The sequence below is a fragment of the Ornithinicoccus hortensis genome, from assembly GCF_006716185.1.
In the GTDB taxonomy this organism is placed as follows: Bacteria; Actinomycetota; Actinomycetes; order Actinomycetales; family Dermatophilaceae; genus Ornithinicoccus; species Ornithinicoccus hortensis.
In genome coordinates this window covers 3882966-3900454 of sequence record NZ_VFOP01000001.1, presented here as the reverse complement: position 1 = coordinate 3900454, position 17489 = coordinate 3882966, and the positions used below count along the sequence as shown (strand labels likewise).

At 69.7% G+C, this 17489-nt stretch carries 14 protein-coding genes; 10 read left to right on the top strand and 4 right to left on the bottom strand.

The genetic code is table 11. The annotated features are described in order from the left end of the window. Positions 1–329: 329 nt before the first annotated feature. From FB467_RS18205 to kce, 5 genes are all read left to right on the top strand, one after another. A complete protein-coding gene (locus FB467_RS18205) occupies positions 330–3365 on the top strand; it encodes a M14 family zinc carboxypeptidase (RefSeq protein WP_141786356.1) in 3036 nt (1011 codons plus the stop codon). A 282-nt stretch (positions 3366–3647) separates the two neighbouring features. Further along, positions 3648–5771, top strand: a complete 2124-nt coding sequence (locus FB467_RS18200; protein ID WP_141786355.1) for a cell wall-binding repeat-containing protein — start codon at positions 3648–3650, stop codon at positions 5769–5771. A gap of 206 nt (positions 5772–5977) precedes the next feature. After that, positions 5978–7132, top strand: a complete 1155-nt coding sequence (locus FB467_RS18195; protein WP_228393362.1) for a LacI family DNA-binding transcriptional regulator — start codon at positions 5978–5980, stop codon at positions 7130–7132. Further along, entirely contained in the window at positions 7129–7896 is a 768-nt protein-coding gene (locus tag FB467_RS18190) for an SDR family oxidoreductase (RefSeq protein ID WP_141786354.1), read from the top strand. The genes FB467_RS18195 and FB467_RS18190 overlap by 4 nt, the downstream gene beginning before the upstream one ends. Before the next feature lie 22 nt (positions 7897–7918). Beyond that, positions 7919–8851 (top strand): 3,5-dioxohexanoate:acetyl-CoA acetone transferase, encoded by a 933-nt coding sequence (kce, locus tag FB467_RS18185; protein ID WP_141786353.1) that lies wholly within the window; start codon positions 7919–7921, stop codon positions 8849–8851. 39 nt (positions 8852–8890) lie between these two features. On the opposite strand, the gene FB467_RS18180 is transcribed toward kce, so the two are convergent. Then, a complete protein-coding gene (locus FB467_RS18180; protein WP_244932754.1) occupies positions 8891–9619 on the bottom strand; it encodes an SDR family NAD(P)-dependent oxidoreductase in 729 nt (242 codons plus the stop codon). A gap of 201 nt (positions 9620–9820) precedes the next feature. Between FB467_RS18180 and dctP the strand changes: the two genes are divergently transcribed. From dctP to FB467_RS18155, 5 genes are read left to right on the top strand one after another with little or no spacing between them, the layout of a single operon-like run. After that, entirely contained in the window at positions 9821–10831 is a 1011-nt protein-coding gene (dctP, locus tag FB467_RS18175) for a TRAP transporter substrate-binding protein DctP (protein WP_141786351.1), read from the top strand. A gap of 46 nt (positions 10832–10877) precedes the next feature. Further along, on the top strand, positions 10878–11408 hold the full coding sequence (locus FB467_RS18170) for a TRAP transporter small permease (protein WP_211350639.1): 531 nt from the start codon (positions 10878–10880) through the stop codon (positions 11406–11408). Positions 11409–11411: 3 nt separating this feature from the next. After that, on the top strand, positions 11412–12695 hold the full coding sequence (locus tag FB467_RS18165) for a TRAP transporter large permease (RefSeq protein WP_141786350.1): 1284 nt from the start codon (positions 11412–11414) through the stop codon (positions 12693–12695). A 7-nt stretch (positions 12696–12702) separates the two neighbouring features. After that, entirely contained in the window at positions 12703–13674 is a 972-nt protein-coding gene (locus FB467_RS18160) for a 3-hydroxyacyl-CoA dehydrogenase family protein (RefSeq protein WP_141786349.1), read from the top strand. A gap of 44 nt (positions 13675–13718) precedes the next feature. Then, positions 13719–14063, top strand: coding sequence for a PNPOx family protein (locus tag FB467_RS18155; RefSeq protein ID WP_141786348.1), 345 nt, complete (start codon positions 13719–13721; stop codon positions 14061–14063). A 61-nt stretch (positions 14064–14124) separates the two neighbouring features. Here FB467_RS18155 and FB467_RS18150 read toward each other — a convergent pair whose 3' ends face one another. Genes FB467_RS18150 through FB467_RS18140 form a run of 3 tightly spaced genes read right to left on the bottom strand, consistent with a single transcriptional unit; the run spans position 14125 to position 17413 of the window. Beyond that, positions 14125–15318, bottom strand: a complete 1194-nt coding sequence (locus FB467_RS18150) for a hypothetical protein (protein WP_141786347.1) — start codon at positions 15316–15318, stop codon at positions 14125–14127. Further along, complete coding sequence (locus FB467_RS18145) at positions 15315–16205, bottom strand: nitrilase family protein (RefSeq protein WP_141786346.1); 891 nt, start codon at positions 16203–16205, stop codon at positions 15315–15317. Before FB467_RS18145 ends, FB467_RS18150 begins: the two co-directional genes overlap by 4 nt. Further along, a complete protein-coding gene (locus FB467_RS18140; protein ID WP_194288350.1) occupies positions 16202–17413 on the bottom strand; it encodes an amidase in 1212 nt (403 codons plus the stop codon). Before FB467_RS18140 ends, FB467_RS18145 begins: the two co-directional genes overlap by 4 nt. Positions 17414–17489 lie beyond the last annotated feature (76 nt).

Here is a 17489-nt window from a genome sequence, read left to right as displayed (position 1 = left end):
GTCGTTCCGTCGGCCTGAGTGAATTCCGTACGCTGACAGTAAACACCATTCGTCCCAATGGAACGCCCGGGAGACGGGGCGGCCCCGTCGGGCGACCGGTCGGGCGCCGGTGCGCCGAATGCACGAGTTGTTGCCGGATTTTTCGCCGGGAGCGTCCACAACGCGTCCACTCGGCGCCGCCCCGCAGGTGGACGGGCGGTTCCCGTCCCCGCCCGATCGGTTGACGGGGTTCGCCACCTCGGCCACGATGGCCAGCAACCGTCTGCTGTGCCCGGTCCGATCCGGGTCCCCTGTCACGGCCGGCTGTCCGCTCCGTCGAAGGACCGAACATGTCGCGTCGTCGCCTTGCCGCTGTGCTCTCCGCCGCCCTCCTGGTCGCCACGCCGGCTGCGTTCGCGGATCCGGGCGGCGGGGATCCACCGGGCGCACAGGGCGCAGGCGCGGTCGCGGCCGAGGACCTGCCGCAGGGCAGCGAGCGGGCGCTGGTCCGGCTCGCGCTGCCGGACCGGGCGGCCCTGGAGGCCCTGGTGGCCGCGGACGCCGACATCGCAGCGGTCCCGGCGCCCTCCCCGGAGTCGCGGGACGGTCTGGTCCTGGTCGACCTGGTCCTGACCGGCGACGAGCTGACCGCGCTGCGCGCCGACGGCGCGACGGTGCGCCAGGTGATCCAGCGCGAGGGCGATGCCCAGCAGCGCTTCGAGGCGAGCCGGGAGGCCGCGCAGGAGCGGCACGCGGCCGGGCTGAGCCCGCAGACCGTCGACGGCGTCGTCCAACCGGCCGACACCGTGGCGGTCGACTACGCCTACTGGTGGGAGTCGGGCGGGCAGGTCTTCCTCCAGGTCCAGGCCTCGACCTCGGCGACCGCCGACCCCGACCTGGAGATCGAGGTGGAGTGGGAGACCCAGGACGGCACGACCGGCAGCTTCCCGCTGTTCCGGTACGTCGACGCCGGGCAGTACATGTACCACTACTACCTCCCGATGCCGCTGCCGGACGTCCCCGTCTCGGTGACGGCCACCTCCAGCGAAGGCGGCACCGCCACCGCCGGCACCGCACCCTGGCCGGGCACCGACGCGCCGGAGCTCCCGGAGGGCTACCAGCACGACTTCATCGACCACTACATGACGCCGGCCGAGATCGGCGAGCGGATCGACCGGCTCGCCGACCAGTACTCCGACCTCGTCGACGTCGTCGAGCTGCCCAACGCGACCAACGGCTACCGGCGCACCGCCAAGGCGGTCGTCGGCGACCGGGAGACCGCCGCGATCATCGTGGAGTCGGTCGACTACGGCTCGGAGGGGATGAACGACACCGAGGTCATCGTGGAGGCGCCGACCGAGCCCGACGCCGAGCTCACCGGCGACTACATCGACCGGACGCTGTTCATCTCCCTCGCCACGGACGCGGACGGGCAGGTGACGAGCACGACCGACGAGGTGGCGGCATACATCACCGCGCAGTTCCCGGACACCTTCAACGCCTTCGTCGCCCAGACCTCCGAGGGGGAGACGATGACCGAGGCCGACGCCGTCCTGAGCGACGACCTCGCCGCCAGCCACCTGCCCGACGAGGGGCAGACGGTGCGGCTGCTGCGGATCGGCAAGCACCGCGACGGCTCCCGGCCGGGGGTCTTCACCTACAGCCAGGAGCATGCGCGCGAGTGGGTCACCCCGCTGGCCAACCTGGAGTTCGCCGAGCGGATGCTGGCCAACGCGCACACCGACGAGGAGACGGCCCAGCTGCTGGAGGAGACCGAGATCTTCGTGCTGCCGGTGGTCAACCCGGACGGCGCAAACTACTCCTTCTACGACGACAACTGGCAGCGCAAGAACATGACCGAGCACTGCACCGGCCAGGACCGCGACCCGCGGTATGCCGACGGCTGGGGCGTGGACATCAACCGCAACTATGCGGTGGGGTCCTACCACGACGGGTATGTCGGCGGGTCGGCCAACTGCCTGTCCGGCACCTATGCCGGCCCGGCGGAGCTGTCCGAGCCGGAGTCGAGCAACGTGGTGGCGGTCGCCGAGAGCTACCCCAACATCACCCACGCGATCAACGTGCACAGCTACGGCGGTTACTTCATGTGGTCGCCGGGCGCCTACAAGATGCCCGGCCGGGAGACGCTGCCCTACCCGGACCCAGCGACGCTGGCCGAGTTCCAGGACGCCTCGGCGCGGATCATCGCCGCGATCGCCGGGCACCGGGACACCGTCACCTGGACCTCCAACACTGGCCCGGTGACCGACGTGCTCTACAGCGCGGCCGGCAACTCCGGTGACCACCTCTACTACGAGTTCGACATCATCGCCTGGGACTTCGAGGTCGGCAACGACGTGTGGCGCGAGGACTTCCAGCAGTGGCAGGGCGTCGGCTTCCAGCCCGAGTGGGACGAGGCGCACGAGGAGTCGCAGGAGTATGCCGCAGGCCTGGTCGAGCTGGTCCGCGTCGCCGCCGACGCCAACCGGTCGGTGACCCGGCTGCGCGGCGAGGACCGGTATGCGACCTCCGTCGCGATCGGGCAGGAGGCCTTCCCGGAGGCCACCACGGCCACCCTGGTCAGCGGCGAGGAGTCGCACCTGGTCGACGGGCTCGTCGCGGCCCCGCTGGCCTACCAGAGGGAGGCGCCGCTGCTCGCCACCCGCTCCGCCCAGCTGTCCCCGGTCGTCGCGGACGACCTGGCCGCCCGCAACGTCACCGAGGTCACGGTGGTCGGCGGCACGGCCGCGGTCGGTGAGGGCGTGGTCGAGGACCTCGAGGCGATGGGCATCACGGTCACCCGGGTCGGGGGCGCGGACCGTTACGAGACGGCGGTCGGTGTGGCCGACCTGATCGGCGGGACCACCGCCGTCGTCGCCTCCGGCGAGCCCGGTCACCTGATCGACGCGCTCGCGGTCTCCGGGGCTGCCTCCGACGCCGCGGTGCCGATCGTGCTGGTCCGGCGCGACCAGGTCCCGGACCCGACCGCGGCCTGGTTGGACGCCGAGACGGACTCCAGCGTCGCGGTCGGCGGCAGCGCCGCGATCTCCGAGGCCGTGCTGGGCGAGCTGCCCGACGCGGTCCGGGTCTCCGGGGCGAACCGGTGGTCCACCGCGGTCGCCGTCGCCGACCACTACGTGGCCGCGGGGCTGGACGCCTCCTCGGTGACCGTCGGCTCCGGCGAGCCCGGACACCTGGTCGACGCCCTGCCCGGCGGCGTGCTGGGCGAGCCCATCCTGCTCACCCGGGTGGCACAGCTGCCGCCGGAGACCGGCGACTGGATCGCGGCGAGCGGGGACACCGCGCACGCCTACGTCCTCGGCGGCACGCAGGCCGTGGGCCAGTCGGTCGTCGAGGAGCTGGAGGCGCTCCTGGCCGCGGACTGACGGTTGGACGGGAGCTGACGGTCGGGACCCGTCGCGCAGGACGACCGTGCCGGTTGTCCTGCGCGACTGGTCCTTTCCCTGGTGCCCTTTCGGGCAGGTGACGTGATACCTGCGCCGGAGGAGCGACATACGGGGTGTAGAACCTCTACCCACGTGGGCAACCGTGACTGTCCTGTTCGTGATCCATCCGACCGGTCGACGACCGGTCTACTTCGGCATTCCCCCAGTCGCGTCTTGCCCTCCTCCCAGGGTCGCGCGCGGCCCGGAATCGAAGGAGCACAGATGCATCCCACTCGAAGGTCCCGGCTGCGTGCCGGGCTGGCGGTAGGCAGCGTCGCGCCGCTGCTCGCGATGGCGCTCGCGCCGGGGATCGCCCAGGCCAGCGAGGACACCCCGGACCGTGCGACGGTCTCGCCCGACGCCCTGGGGGCCGGGCCGAGCGCGGTCACGGTCGGCAACGCCAACGCGCTGGCACAGGCGCTTGCGTCCCCGTCGGCGAGCGTGACCGGCGCCGCCATGGAGACGCAGCCGGCCGAGGTCTCGGCCGGCACGGCCGACAGCTCGCTGGCCGGCTTTCCGACCGACGGCGGAACCTTCGCCATCCTCTCTTCGGGCCAGGTCGCGAGTGTCGACCAGCCGGGCATCTTCGCCAGCACGCCCCTCGGCGGGCCGGCCGTGCGGGGTGACTCCGACCGCGACGTGACGGTCCTGCGGGTGGACCTCGACGTGCCGACCGGCTCGAACTGCCTGAGCTTCGACTTCCGGTTCCTGTCCGAGGAGTACCCGGTCTATGTCGGGTCGCAGTTCAACGACGCGTTCATCGCCGAGCTCGACGAGTCCACCTGGACTACCTCGGGGTCGGAGATCAACGCCCCCGACAACTTCGCCTTCGACGCCGAGGGCAATGTGGTGAGCATCAACTCGACCGGCATCGGCGGGATGACCCCGGAGAACGGTGGCGGCACGGCCTTCGACGGCGGCACGGGTCCGGACGGCGGGGACACCAACGGTGCCGCGACCGTGCGGCTGGCGGCCTCCTCCCAGGTCACGCCCGGCGCCCACTCGGTCTACTTCTCCATCTTCGACCAGGGCGACTCCTCGCTCGACTCGGCGGTGTTCCTGGACAACCTGGTCGTGGGCTTCACCCCCGACCCGGAGGTCGACTGCGCGCCCGGTGCCGTCGTGGTCACCCACGACCTCGACCTGGACCCCGACTCCGGGAGCGCCGAGGTCGGCACGGAGCACACGGTGACCGCCGCCCTCACCGACGACACGGGTGCCCCGGTCGCGGACACCACGATCGAGTTCGCGGTCACCGGGGCCAACAGCACCTCCGGCACCGCCACCACCGACGCGGACGGGTCGGCGGCCTTCAGCTACACCGGGACCGCTCCGGGCACCGACACCATCAGCGGGTGCGCGAGGCCCGTCGCGGGCGAGGCGTGCACGGCGACGGACACGGTCTCCTTCACCTGGACCCAGGACGGCAAGGCCGTCGAGCGGATCTGGGGCTCGGACCGCTACGGGACCGCCGCGGCGATCTCGGCGACCTCGTGGGACCCGGGCCAGGAGACGGTCTACCTGGCGACCGGCCTGAACTACCCGGACGCCATGCCGGCCGGCGCCCTGGGCGGCACCCACGACGCACCGGTGCTGCTGACCCGCACGGCCAGCCTCCCGGAGGACACGGTGGCCGAGCTGGAGCGGCTGCAGCCGCAGAAGATCGTCGTGCTGGGCGGCAACGCCGCGGTGTCCACCACCCTGGATGCGCAGCTGGCCGAGCTCGCCCAGGCGGACACCGACGACGAGGTCAGCCGGATCTTCGGGGCGGACCGGTACGAGACGGCCGGGATGGCCGCCCAGACGTACCCGACCGGCGGTGCCCTGGCCTACGTGGCCGCGGGCACCGACTTCCCGGACGCGCTGGCGGCGGCCTCCCGGGCCGGCGCCCTCGGGGCCCCGGTGCTGCTCACCCGGCACGGTGAGCTGCCGCAGGCCACGGCGGACGCGCTGACCTACCTGGCCGCGGACAACATCATCGTGCTCGGCGGCTCCGAGGCCGTCTCGGACGACGTGGTCACCGCGCTCGAGGACTACACCGACGGCACGGTCACCCGGGTCTCCGGTGAGGACCGGTACGGCACGGCGGCCGCCCTGTCCACGGACTACGACCCCGGCGTGAACGCCGTCTTCGTGGCCACCGGTCAGGTGTATGCCGACGCGATGACGGGCGGGCCGATCTCGGTCGCCATCGGCGGCCCGATCCTGATGACCCGACCGGACGAGCTGCCCGACGCCACGATCGCCGAGCTCGAGCGGCTCGACCCGCAACGGATCATCGTGCTGGGCGGCACCGCCGCGGTCTCCCAGCAGATCCAGAACGACTTGGTCGTCTACTTCGACTAGCGCGTCCAGGCCACGGACACGGCCCGGTCCCACTCCGGTGGGTCCGGGCCGTGCCGCGTCTCCCCCCGGCCCGTCTGCCCGCGCCGAACGCGTTCTTGGCCCGGCTGATCACCTACTTAACATTGCTTAATGTTCTCGAGGCTCCTTAGCGTTTCGGCAGGACGGACCGGCGACAGACGCGGGACACGAAGGGTTGAGGAGGCACCGTGACCGGCAGGGTGCCCGAGGGCGATCGCTCCTCGAAGGCGTCCGCTGTTTCCGCGCGGACCGTCTCCGCCGCCGCGGTGGCCCGGGAGGCGGGAGTCTCCACGGCGACCGTCAGCTACGTCATGAACGGCCAGGGCGGAGTCTCCGAGCACACCCGCCGGCGGGTGTTGACACTCGCCCGGGAGATGGGCTACCGCCCCCGGAGCGGTCCCCGGATCCCCGACGCCCGGCGCAACAACGTCGTGGGCTTGGTCGTCCCCAACATGACCAACCCGATGTTCCCGCGGTGGGCACAGGGCGTGGTCGACCGTGCGGCAGAGATCGGTCACGAGGTGTTCCTGGCCTCCACCAGCGACGACGCCGACGTCATGACGAGCACGGTCCAGGCCATGATCGCCCGCAAGGTGGACGGGCTGATCCTGGCCTCCATCCCGCGGGAGGAAGTGGCGGCCCTGCAGCTCCTGCGCGCTGCGCGGGTGCCCTACGTCCAGCTCTCCCGGCGTTCCGACTTCGTGGCCGCAGACTTCGTGGGCATCGAGGACGCCGCCGCTGCCGAGGCCATGATGCACCACGTCATCGGGCACGGGCGACATCGCGTGGCCACGGTGATCGGCCCCCGCTTCTCCTCCGCCTCGGCGGCGCGGGAACGGGGCTACCTGGCCACGGCCGAGGCGCTGGGCATCCGGGTACCGCCCGAGTGGCGGCTGAGCACCCGGCTGAACAACGCCGGCGGGAGGCTGGCCGCCCAGGAGTTGCTGGCCGGCGGAAGCCCGCCCGACGCGATCCTGTGCGGCAGTGACGAGGTGGCTATCGGCGTGATCGAGTATCTGCTCAAGCAGGGACTGAAGGTCCCTGAGGACGTTGTCGTCACCGGGTTCGACGGCCTGCCGCACAGCCGATCTGCGCTGGTCTCGCTGACCACCGTGGTCCAGCCCCAGATCGGCATGGCCAAGGCTGCCTTCGACGTGCTGCAGGCCAGGATCGACGACCCGGCGGCGCCCTACCAGAGCCTGGTCATGCCGCACGAGTTGTGGATCGGCCGCACCTGCGGCTGCCCCCCTGAGAGTCAGTCACATCCCGACACCCCCACGCCGGACCTTGTCCGCCAGAACGAGACCACCCCGAACCACACCACCCAGCAGGAGCCGGAGTGAACCAGATCCAGCATTCCCGAACAGTCGTCACCGGAGGAGGGTCCGGCCTGGGCCTTCGCATCGCGCAAGTGTTCCGGGACGCCGGGGCCGACGTCCTGGTCAGCGACATCAGCGACGGCGCGCTCGCCACCGCACGCGACGAGGGGTTCGAGGTGACCGTCTGCGACGTGAGCGAGGAGGCGCAGGTCGAGGCGATGGTGCAGGTCGCCGTGGAGCGCCTGGGCGGGCTGGACGTCTTGGTCAACAACGCCGGCATGGCCGGGCCGACCGGCCCGGTGGAGGGGCTGGATTCCGAGGCCTGGCGACGCACCTTCGACGTCAACATCCACGGCCAGTTCTACTGCGTCAAGCACGCGCTGCCGCACCTGCGACGGTCGGCCGACGCCCGCATCATCAACTTGTCCTCGGCTGCCGGGCGTCTCGGGATGGCGGGGCGCAGTCCCTACTCGGCGTCCAAGTGGGCCGTCGTCGGGTTCACCAAGACCCTGGCTATCGAGCTCGGGCCGGACGGCATCGCGGTCAACGCGATCTGCCCCGGCGCCGTCGACGGGCCACGGATCCAGGCGGTCATCGAGGCCAAGGCACAGATGCTCGACCGGCCGGTCGAGGAGGTCACCGCGCTCTATCACGGGCAGTCCAGCCTCGGGCGACTGGTGACCGCCGACGACATCGCCGCGGCCGCCCTTTACCTCGCCGGCCCGGCCGGCCGGATGGTCAGCGGCCAAGCGCTGGCCATCGACGGAAACACCGAAAAGCTCTACTGACCACACCCCCCAGGAGAACCACATGGCAACCATCCGCAAGGTCATCATCACCGCAGCCGTCACCGGCGCGATCCACACCCCGTCCATGTCGCCCTATCTGCCGTCCGACCCGGACGAGATCGCCGAGGCAGCGCTGGGTGCCGCGGAGGCGGGTGCGGCGATTCTGCACCTGCACACCCGCGACCCCGAGGATGGTCGGCCCTCTCAAGACCCGGAGCACTTCGCCCCGGTGCTGGAGAAGGTCAAGAACAACTCCGACGCGGTCGTCAACATCACCACCGGCGGTAGCCCGGCGATGACGGTGCAGGAGCGGATGCGCCCGGTGATGGCCTTCAAGCCCGAGCTGGCCTCGCTGAACATGGGCTCGATGAACTTCGGGCTCTACCCGATGCTGGACCGGTTCACCGAGTTCAAGCACGACTGGGAGCGCCAGTCGCTGGAGAACTCCCGCGACCTCGTCTTCAAGAACACCTTCCAGGACATCGAGACGATCCTGGACATCGGCCGCACCAACGGGACGAAATTCGAGTTCGAGTGCTACGACATCTCCCACCTGTACAACCTGCAGCACATGCACGCCCGGGGCCTGACCGACGGTCCGTTGTTCGTCCAATCCGTCTTCGGCATCCTCGGCGGGATCGGTGGGCACCCGGAGGACCTGATGCACATGCGCCGCACGGCGGACCGGCTGCTCGGGGAGGAGTACCTGTGGTCGATCCTGGGCGCGGGCAAGAACCAGATGCCGCTCGCGACCATGGGTGTCCAGATGGGCTCGCACGTGCGGGTGGGTCTGGAGGACTCCCTCTGGCTGGAGCCGAAGGAGCTGGCCAAGTCCAACGCCGAGCAGGTCGCCAAGATCCGCCGGTCGCTGGAGGACCTCAGCTATGAGATCGCCACCCCGGATGAGGCCCGGCAGATGCTCGGGCTGAAGGGCCAGGACTCGGTCGGCTTCTGACCGGGCGCACGACCGCTGACCCGTGGCGGGTGGCCGGCCTCAGCTGCTGGTCCACCCGCCGTCGACCGTCAACAGCTGGCCGGTCATGTAGGCGCTGGCCGACGACGCGAGGAAGAGTGCGGGGCCGACGATGTCGTCCACCTCGCCGAACCGGCCCATCGGCACCCGCGCCAAGGTTGCCTCCCGCCACCCGGGCCGTTCGAACAGGGGCCTGGTCAGCGCGGTCTCGATGTAGCCGGGTGCGATGCCGTTGACTCGGATGCCGGACGGTGCCCATTCGGTACTCAGCGCGCGGACCACCCCGAGCAGGCCGGTCTTGCTCGCGATGTAGGGGGAGACCTCAGGCCGGGAGGTGAGCGCCAGCATCGAGGCGATGAAGATGTGGCTGCCGTGCCGGCCGGCCGCCTGTTGAGCACGGGCCACCTCGATGCTGAGCCGCCACGGTGCGGTCAGGTTGATCGAGAGCACCCTGTCCCAGTCCTCGTCCGCGATCTCCAGCGCGGGACCGCGGGCCTGTGCGCCTGCCGCGTGGACGACGACATCGGGCACACCGCCGAGCGAGGCAGTGGCCTCACCGACGAGACGTGGCAGGGCAGCGGTGTCGGCCAGGTCGGCCTGGTGGCTCTGCACGCGTCCTCTTGAATCACGGATGGTGGTGACGGTTTCGGCGAGGCCGGTCGCGTCGCGCGCCGTGACGGCGACCGTCGCCCCGGCAGCGGCCATGCTCGCGGAGATGGACTGCCCGATGCCCCGGCTCGCCCCGGTCACGAGGACCCGAAGGCCGCAAACCCCGGGCCAGGCATGCGGTGAGTGAGGGTCGCGATCATTCGGCATACGGCTGATCGTGTGCCAGGTCCGATCGGTGAGGCAAGGAAATCACTTAACGTTGCTTAACGTCCGGGGGGGCCGCATAAGTTCGCCTCCTCGGGTCGAACCCGACTATTCACGACGAGGTGTTGGAGGAAGCAGATGCGGACCAGGTCCCTGGCCCTGACCGTCACGGCCGTCGCCGCTGCCCTCGGGCTGAGTGCCTGCGGCGACAGCGTCCCGATCGGTGACGACGGCCAGTTCGAGGGCAACATCACTTTCAGCCTCGCCCTCGGTGATGGTTCGCACCACCACGTGGGGGCCAAGGCCTTCGGCGACAAACTCACCGAGCTGTCCGACGGCCGGATCACCGTGTCCTACTACTACGACAACGCCCTGGGCGGCGAGCGCGAGGTGGTCGAGGGCATGCTCATCGACTCCATCGACATGGGGATCACCTCCACCGGGCCGATCGGTGGCTTCGTGGACGAGTTCTTCGTCTTCGACTTGCCCTACCTCTTCGAGAACCACGAGCACGCCCACGCCGTGCTGGACAGTGAGATCGGGGATGAGCTCACGGACCTGCTCAAGGAAACGGCCAACGTGCAGATCCTGGCGTGGATGGAGAACGGCTTCCGGCACCAGACCAACAGCGTCCGTCCGATCAACACGCCTGAGGACCTGGAGGGCATCGATCACCGCACCCAGGAGAGCCAGGTCCAGATCGACACCTGGTCCGCCCTCGGTGCCAACGCCACGCCGATGGCCTGGCCCGAGGTCTACACCGCCCTCCAGCAGGGCGTCATGGACAGCCAGGAGAACCCGCTGCCGACCATCGTCGACGTGCGCTTCTTCGAGGTGCAGGACTACCTGGCCCTGACCCAGCACGTGTACTCGCCCGCACCGATGATGATGAGCGGCAAGCTCTGGGACAGCCTCTCCGAGGAGGACCAGGCGATGTTCCAAGAGGCCGCCGACTACGCCCTGCCGATCCAGCGCGAGGCCAGCTACGAGCAGGAGCAGGAGGCCGTGGCGACGCTGGAGAGCGAGGGCATGGAGGTGACCGAACCCGACCTAGACCTGTTCCGCGAGGCGGTCGAGCCGGTCTACGAGAAATGGGCGCCCCAATTGGGCGAGGACCGGATCGAGGCCGCCCGCAACTTCGACCACTGACCGTCCCAGTCCCAAGACCCAACCGCACTGACGAAGAGGTTTGAGCGTGAACACGTTTACCGTGCGCCTGTTAGGCGTCATTGACGGCCTGAACAAGATCGTGGGCTGGCTGATGGCCCTGTGCCTCGGGGCCATGACGGTCCTGATCAGTTGGCAGGTCTTCGCCCGGTTCGCGATGGGCAACTCGCTGACCTTCTCCGAGGAGGTCTCCCGGTTCCTGATGATCTGGCTGACCATGCTGGGGTCGGCGTACGCCGTCCGTCGGGGGTCGCTGCTCGCCGTGGACCTGGTGCCCGAACTCCTCAGCGGGCGCGCCAGGTTCATCGTGAACCTGGTTGCCCACCTGGTGTCCCTGGCCTTCTACGTGGTCCTGGTGGTCTACGGCTGGAACATCGCCCAGGCCGTCGCCTTCCAGAGCGCTCCGGCGACCGGCGTGTCCATGTTCTGGCCGATGTTCGCACTCTGCGCCGGCGGCGCGCTCTGCTTGATCAACACGATCGCGGTCGTGATCGAAGACATCCTCCAGGGCGGGGAGTCCCCGCACCAGGACCACCTCATTCTGGAAGCTGAGGGCTGAGCCGTGCCAACACTCCTCTTCGGCAGCCTGCTGGTCTGCTTCGCGATCGGGGTCCCGATCGCCGTCGCGCTGGGCGTGGCGACGATGCTGACCGTCTACACCAGCGACACCTTCGGGCTGGTCGTCATCCCGCAGCAGATCTTCAACGCGATGAACTCCTTCCCGTTGATGGCCATCCCGTTCTTCATCCTCGCCGGTTTCCTCATGCAGGAGGGCGGCATCTCCGAACGGCTCGTGGACTTCGCCAAGTCCATCGTCGGACACCTGACCGGTGGCCTGGCCATGGTGGTCGTGGTCACGTCCATGTTCTTCGCCGCGATCTCCGGCTCCGGTGCGGCGACGACGGCCGCCATCGGCTCGATCATGATCCCGGCGATGGTCGCCGCCGGCTACAACCTGAGGTACGCCGGGGCGATCCAGGCGACCTCCGGCGCGCTGGGCGTCATCATCCCGCCCAGCATCCCGCTGATCATCTACGCCATCGCCGCCAACACCTCGGTCGGTGACATGTTCATGGCAGGCGTCATTCCTGGCCTGGTCATCACGCTCTCTCTGTTGATCGCCTCGTATGTCGTGGCGCGCCGTCGGGGATACCACGGCACCCCCGAGCGGGCCAGCTTCAGGCAGGTCGCCCAGTCGTTCAGCCGGGCCATCCTGGCGCTGATCATGCCGGTGCTGGTGTTGGGCGGCATCTATGGCGGTGTCTTCACCCCCACCGAGGCGGCGGTCGTGGCGGTCGCCTACTCGCTGGTCGTCGGTGTCGGTGCCTACCGGAAGATCCGGCTGCGCGACCTGCCCACGATCTTCACCAAGTCGGCGCTGACCACCGCGATCGTGATGATCGTCATCGGCACCGCGGGCCTGTTCGGATTCCTGCTCAACATCCTGGGCATTCCGGCCGACATCGCCTCGTTCTTCCTCGAGGCCAACTTCAACGTCGTCTTGTTCCTGCTCGTGGTCAACCTGCTGCTGCTGATCGCCGGCATGTTCATCGAGGCGGCGGCGGCCATCTTGATCCTGACACCGATCCTGCTCCCGGTGGCCACCGAGCTCGGTGTGGACCCGGTCCACTTCGGCATCATCATGGTCGTGAACCTGGCGATCGGCCTGATCACGCCGCCGGTCGGGATCAACCTGTTCGTGGCCGCGCAGATCGCGGAGCTGTCCATCGTCAAGATCAGCCGAGCGGTCGTTCCCTACGTCGCCATCCTTTTCGCCGACGTGCTCCTGATCACGTACCTACCGTTCTTGTCGACCTGGTTGCCGGGCATCCTGGCGGGAGAGTGACTGAGCAATGACGACCTTGTCAGCCGACGCGACAATGGCGGTGATCGGCACCGGCTACATGGGCGGTGGCATCGCGCAGACGTTCGCGCTGGCCGGCCACCCGGTGCTGGTGGCCGATGCCACCCTCGAGCAGGCGGAGAGGGCGGTGGAGCGCCTCGTCGCCGAAGGAGCAGCCCACGAGGCCAGCGGGCTCTTCCCCCGCGGCGCCCCGGCCACACTCCGGGAGCGACTAACCGCGGCGACCCTCGAGGAGGCCGCCAGCCGAGCGGCATACATCTCCGAGGCGGTGCCCGAGAGTCCCTCGCTGAAGCTGGACGTGCTGTCGGCGGTGGCTGCCGCAGCATCGCCTGAGGCCACCATCGCCAGCAACACCTCGGCCATCCCGATCGGGGAGTTGGCCCGGGGCGTGACCGGTCCGGAACGGTTCCTCGGCGTGCACTGGATGAACCCCTCCTACTTCGTGCCTTCCGTCGAGATCATCCCAACGGAGGCGACCGACCCCGCTGTGCTGACCGGCTCCGTCGACCTCATCCGGGCCATTGGCAAGGTCCCCACCGTGGTGTCCGATTCGCCCGGATTCGTGGCCAACCGCTTGCAGTTCGCACTCTTCAAGGAGTGCACGCGGATGGTGGAGGAGGGCATCGCCACACCTGACCAGATCGACGAGGTGGTGCGTAACTCCTTTGGTTTCCGGCTGCCGTTCTTCGGCCCGTTCGCGATCTCCGACATCGCCGGCCTGGACGTGTATGCCGGATCGATCGCCACGCTGGAACGCGACTACGGCGAGCGGTTCGCAGTGCCGGCCGTGGTCCGCGAGCACGTCGACGCCGGACGGTTGGGGATGAAGTCCGGGCAGGGCTTCTACACCCACGGCCCCGAGGACGCGGAGCGGGTGCGCGCCTACCGCGACACGGCATACGCGCGGCTTGTGCAGCTGCGCGCCGACCTTGCCGAGCGAGAGCCGCGGTTCGAGGGCTGACCGGCGGATTCGGTCGATGGGTGGGGACGCCAGAGAATGGAGCCATGACCCTGCTCCAGAAGACCGCCCCGGTCGTCAACCGTGCCGTCCGGCCGCTGCTTCGCCTGCCGCTCGTCGGGACCTTTGTCGGACGGTCGCTCGCCGAACTCGAATACACGGGCCGCAGGTCGGGCCGGGCGTTCCGGCTGGTCGTGGGGTATCGCCGGCGCGGTGACCGGGTCACGATCCAGGTGGCGCTGCCGGACCAGAAGTCCTGGTGGCGCAACTTCAGCGGCACCGGTGCGCCACTGTCTCTCGTGCTCGACGGGGTCCGCCGCACCGGTCACGCGGTGAGCGCCACAGACGCGCGGGGGCGGGTGACCGTGCAGGTCGAACTCGACCCGGCCTGAGCGCAACCCGTTCACTCCAGCGCGGCCGGGCCCGCGTCCGTGCGAGGGCGCGATCAGGGTGCTACGGGCCGAAACCCGGGACGGCCCGCAACAGCGGCACCAGCACGGCCACGCTCACCGTCATGGCGAAGACATAGGCGATGTACGGGTGGAAGTCGGGCGGCAGCACCCGAGAGAGAACATCGCCCAGCGGGGGCCCGGCGAGTGCACCGAGGACGCCTGCCACGGCGACCACCAGGGGTGCTGAGCCGAAGGTCACCACCAGGGCCGGCGCGATCGACACGATCGGGATGAACGTCGAGTAGAAGCCCTTCTCCGCCCACTGCCTGCGGAAGAGCAGCACGCCGAGGGTTGCCGCGATGAACTGGGCAGCCAGCACCCCGGGGAACAGCCCTGACCCATACACAGGAGATGCCGGGTTGAGGAGGAACTCCAGGGTCGCGCCGAGCAGCAGACCGGCCGAGGCCCACTCGTTGCCGTAGAAGGTGGGCTCGGTGAAGTCGGCCAGCGCCCGGCGGACCACCCAGCCCGGAGTCTGGATCGATGGAGCAGCGGGCGGGCCGGCGTCCTCGTCGGCCGGCTCGGTCGTGCGGGCCATGTGGGGGAGTCGGCGACAGAGGGCGAAGGCGATGAGACCCCCGGCCCACATCCCGGTGACGTTGCCGACGACCGAGGGGAGTTCCAGCGGGGTGCAGACATACATCACCGTCAGGATGGAGATCGGCGTGGTCAGCACTGCCCCGAGGACGGCTGCGGTCAGGGCCCGCGCCCAGCCGCCGCCGTACACCAGGACGACCGCGGCAGGGACCGAGACGAAGGTGACGAAGGTGGGTTGCCAGGGGAACTCATCGCTGATGGTCCACTGCCACATCCCGTTGGCCAGGATCAGGGAGACCCACGACGCGACCAGGATCCAGGGCAGGCGCCCACTGCCATAGGAGACCGGGATCCCCATGGCCCTGCTGCGCCGGCGCCACAGGACGTGCGCCAGGAGCGCCCCCAGGGTCATCCCGATCCCGGCCAGGGCACTCTTGTAGAACGGCGCTTCGTTGGTGTCGCCGATCACCCACAGGGCCCAGTTGAGCGGCGACGTCAGATCCCCTGCCCACGTCTCGTAGGAGGGCCAGGCATCCCATCCGGGGAACCGGGACAGCCCCCAGCCCAGGAGTGAGACGACCCCGATGAGCACGATCCCGGCGCCCCAAAGCGCCGCGGCGCTGTCGCGACGATTCGCCGGGATGGTTGGTGCGCTCACCGGGCCTGCGCCTGCCCCGGGTAGCCCAGCAGCTCGTCATACAGGTCCCGCCGGCGGTCCCGCGGGAGGTCGTTCAGCGTGTTCCAGACGACGGCCGACCGGCTGGCGACCACGTCCAGGTCGGCATACAGGATCGTCTCCTCCTCGGCGCTGGCGACGCCGCCGATGGGCCACCCGTTGTGCCCGGTGATGAGCGAACACCCGAGGAACTTGGCCCCGCGTTCCTCGCCCACCCGGTCGGCAGCGATGATCGGCACCCCGTTGGAGTGCGAGGCCGCCATGGTGAGGTAACTGGCCATCGCCTTGCCGGACTCGTCGAACAGCGGCGGTGGGGTGAAGACCCAGTCGTTGGTGGAACAGATGATGTCGGCGCCCTGGGCCGCAAGGATACGGGCGACCTCCGGGAACCAGATGTCCCAGCAAATCAGCAGCCCGATCCGGCCGACCGGGGTGTCGAAGACGGGGAAGCCCTCGTTGCCCGGCTCGAAGACGAGCTTCTCCCTGTTCCAGAGGTGCGTCTTGCGGTAGCGGCCGACGTAGCCGTCGGGCCCGATCAGCACCGCGGTGTCATACATCAGCACGCCGTCGAGCTCGGCGACCCCGCACACGACATACAAGCCCTCGTCCGCGCAGAGCTGGACCAGTCGCTGGATCGTGGGCCCGTCCGGGACGGCCTCGGCGTGCTGGTAGGCCTCCTCGCGGTTGCTGAACGAGTAGCCCGTCGTGGCGAGCTCCGGGAGCACGACCAGTTGGGCGCCTGCGGCGGCGGCCTCCCGGATCAGCCGCACGCAGGACTCGACGTTGGCCTCCTTGTTGTCCAGGCCGACCTGCATATCGAACTGCACGGCAGCGACCTTCAGTGGGCTCATCGGCTGGGTGTCGGTCATGAAGACTCCTTCGGTGCATGGCGGTTTATCAGGGTGTGGGCGATGGAGATGAGGTGGGCGTCGCTGCCCGGCGGCCCGACGAGCTGGATCCCGACGGGGAGTCCGTCCACGGTGCCGGCAGGGATGCTCAGGGCGGGCCAACCCAGCACGCTCCAGGGGTTGGTCAGACTCAACAGGGCCTCGCGCACCGGGATGAGCCGCCCCTGCACCACCACCTGTTCGACGCCCAGCGGCGGTGCCGTGATCGGGCAGGTGGGCAGGGCGAGGAATCCGACCGAGTCGAAGATCCCGCCCAACTCCAGACGCAGCTGGTCCCGTTGGGTGAGCGCGCGCCGATAGCTCGACGCCGTGACGTGGGAGGCATCGAGGAGTCGTTCCCGGACATCGGACTGGTACAGCTGGGGGCTGCCGGCCAGCAGGTCGGCGTGCACCTGGGAGGCCTCCCACCCCTGGATCGCCTGGTAGATGGCGGTGAACCGGGCCGTCGACGGCAGGCGGACGGAGCCAGTGATCGCGTCCGCTCCCCAGGCTGCGACGGCGGACCCCACGCGGGGGTCGACGGGCGCGTCGTCCGTGAACGAGACCCAGGCGATGCTGCCGGGGTCGTGCGGCACCGCCGCGGTGCGGGTCAGGGCTGCCCAGACGCGGGACAGCCAGCCGCTCGAGGCCGCGAGGATGCCGATCGTGTCCAGGGTCGGCGACAGCGGGAACGCACCCGCGGTCGACAACGCGCCGTACGTGGGCTTGAAACCGAGCACACCGCACAAGGCAGCCGGGATCCGGGAGGAGCCACCGGTGTCGGTGCCCAGGGCGAACGGCACGACGCCGGCGGCCACGGCGGCGGCGGAACCGGCGCTCGATCCACCCGTGATCCGCCCCGGATCGGTGGGGTGGTGGGCCGGCCCGGTCGCTGAGGAATCACCGGTCGGGCCGTAGGCGAACTCGTGGGTGAGCGTCTTCCCGATGAGCGTCGCTCCGGCGTCGAGGAGCCGGGCGATGCAGTCGGCATCGGAGGTGGGGACTCGGTCTGCGAAGTGGTGCGACCCGCAGGTCGTGCGGATGCCCGCCGTGTCGATGTTGTCCTTGGCGGCGAAGGGCACGCCGGCCAGCGGCCCGGGCTCCCGGGATGAGCCTGAGCGTGGTGGGTCCACCAGCGTCACGAACGCATTGAGGGAGGCGACCGCCCGGGCGCGCTGCAGCGCCTCCATCGCCGGAGATCCCGCCCGTTGCCCATCTTTCCGCATGTTACCCAATCGATTGGCCCAAACGTTTGGGCAAGTCAAC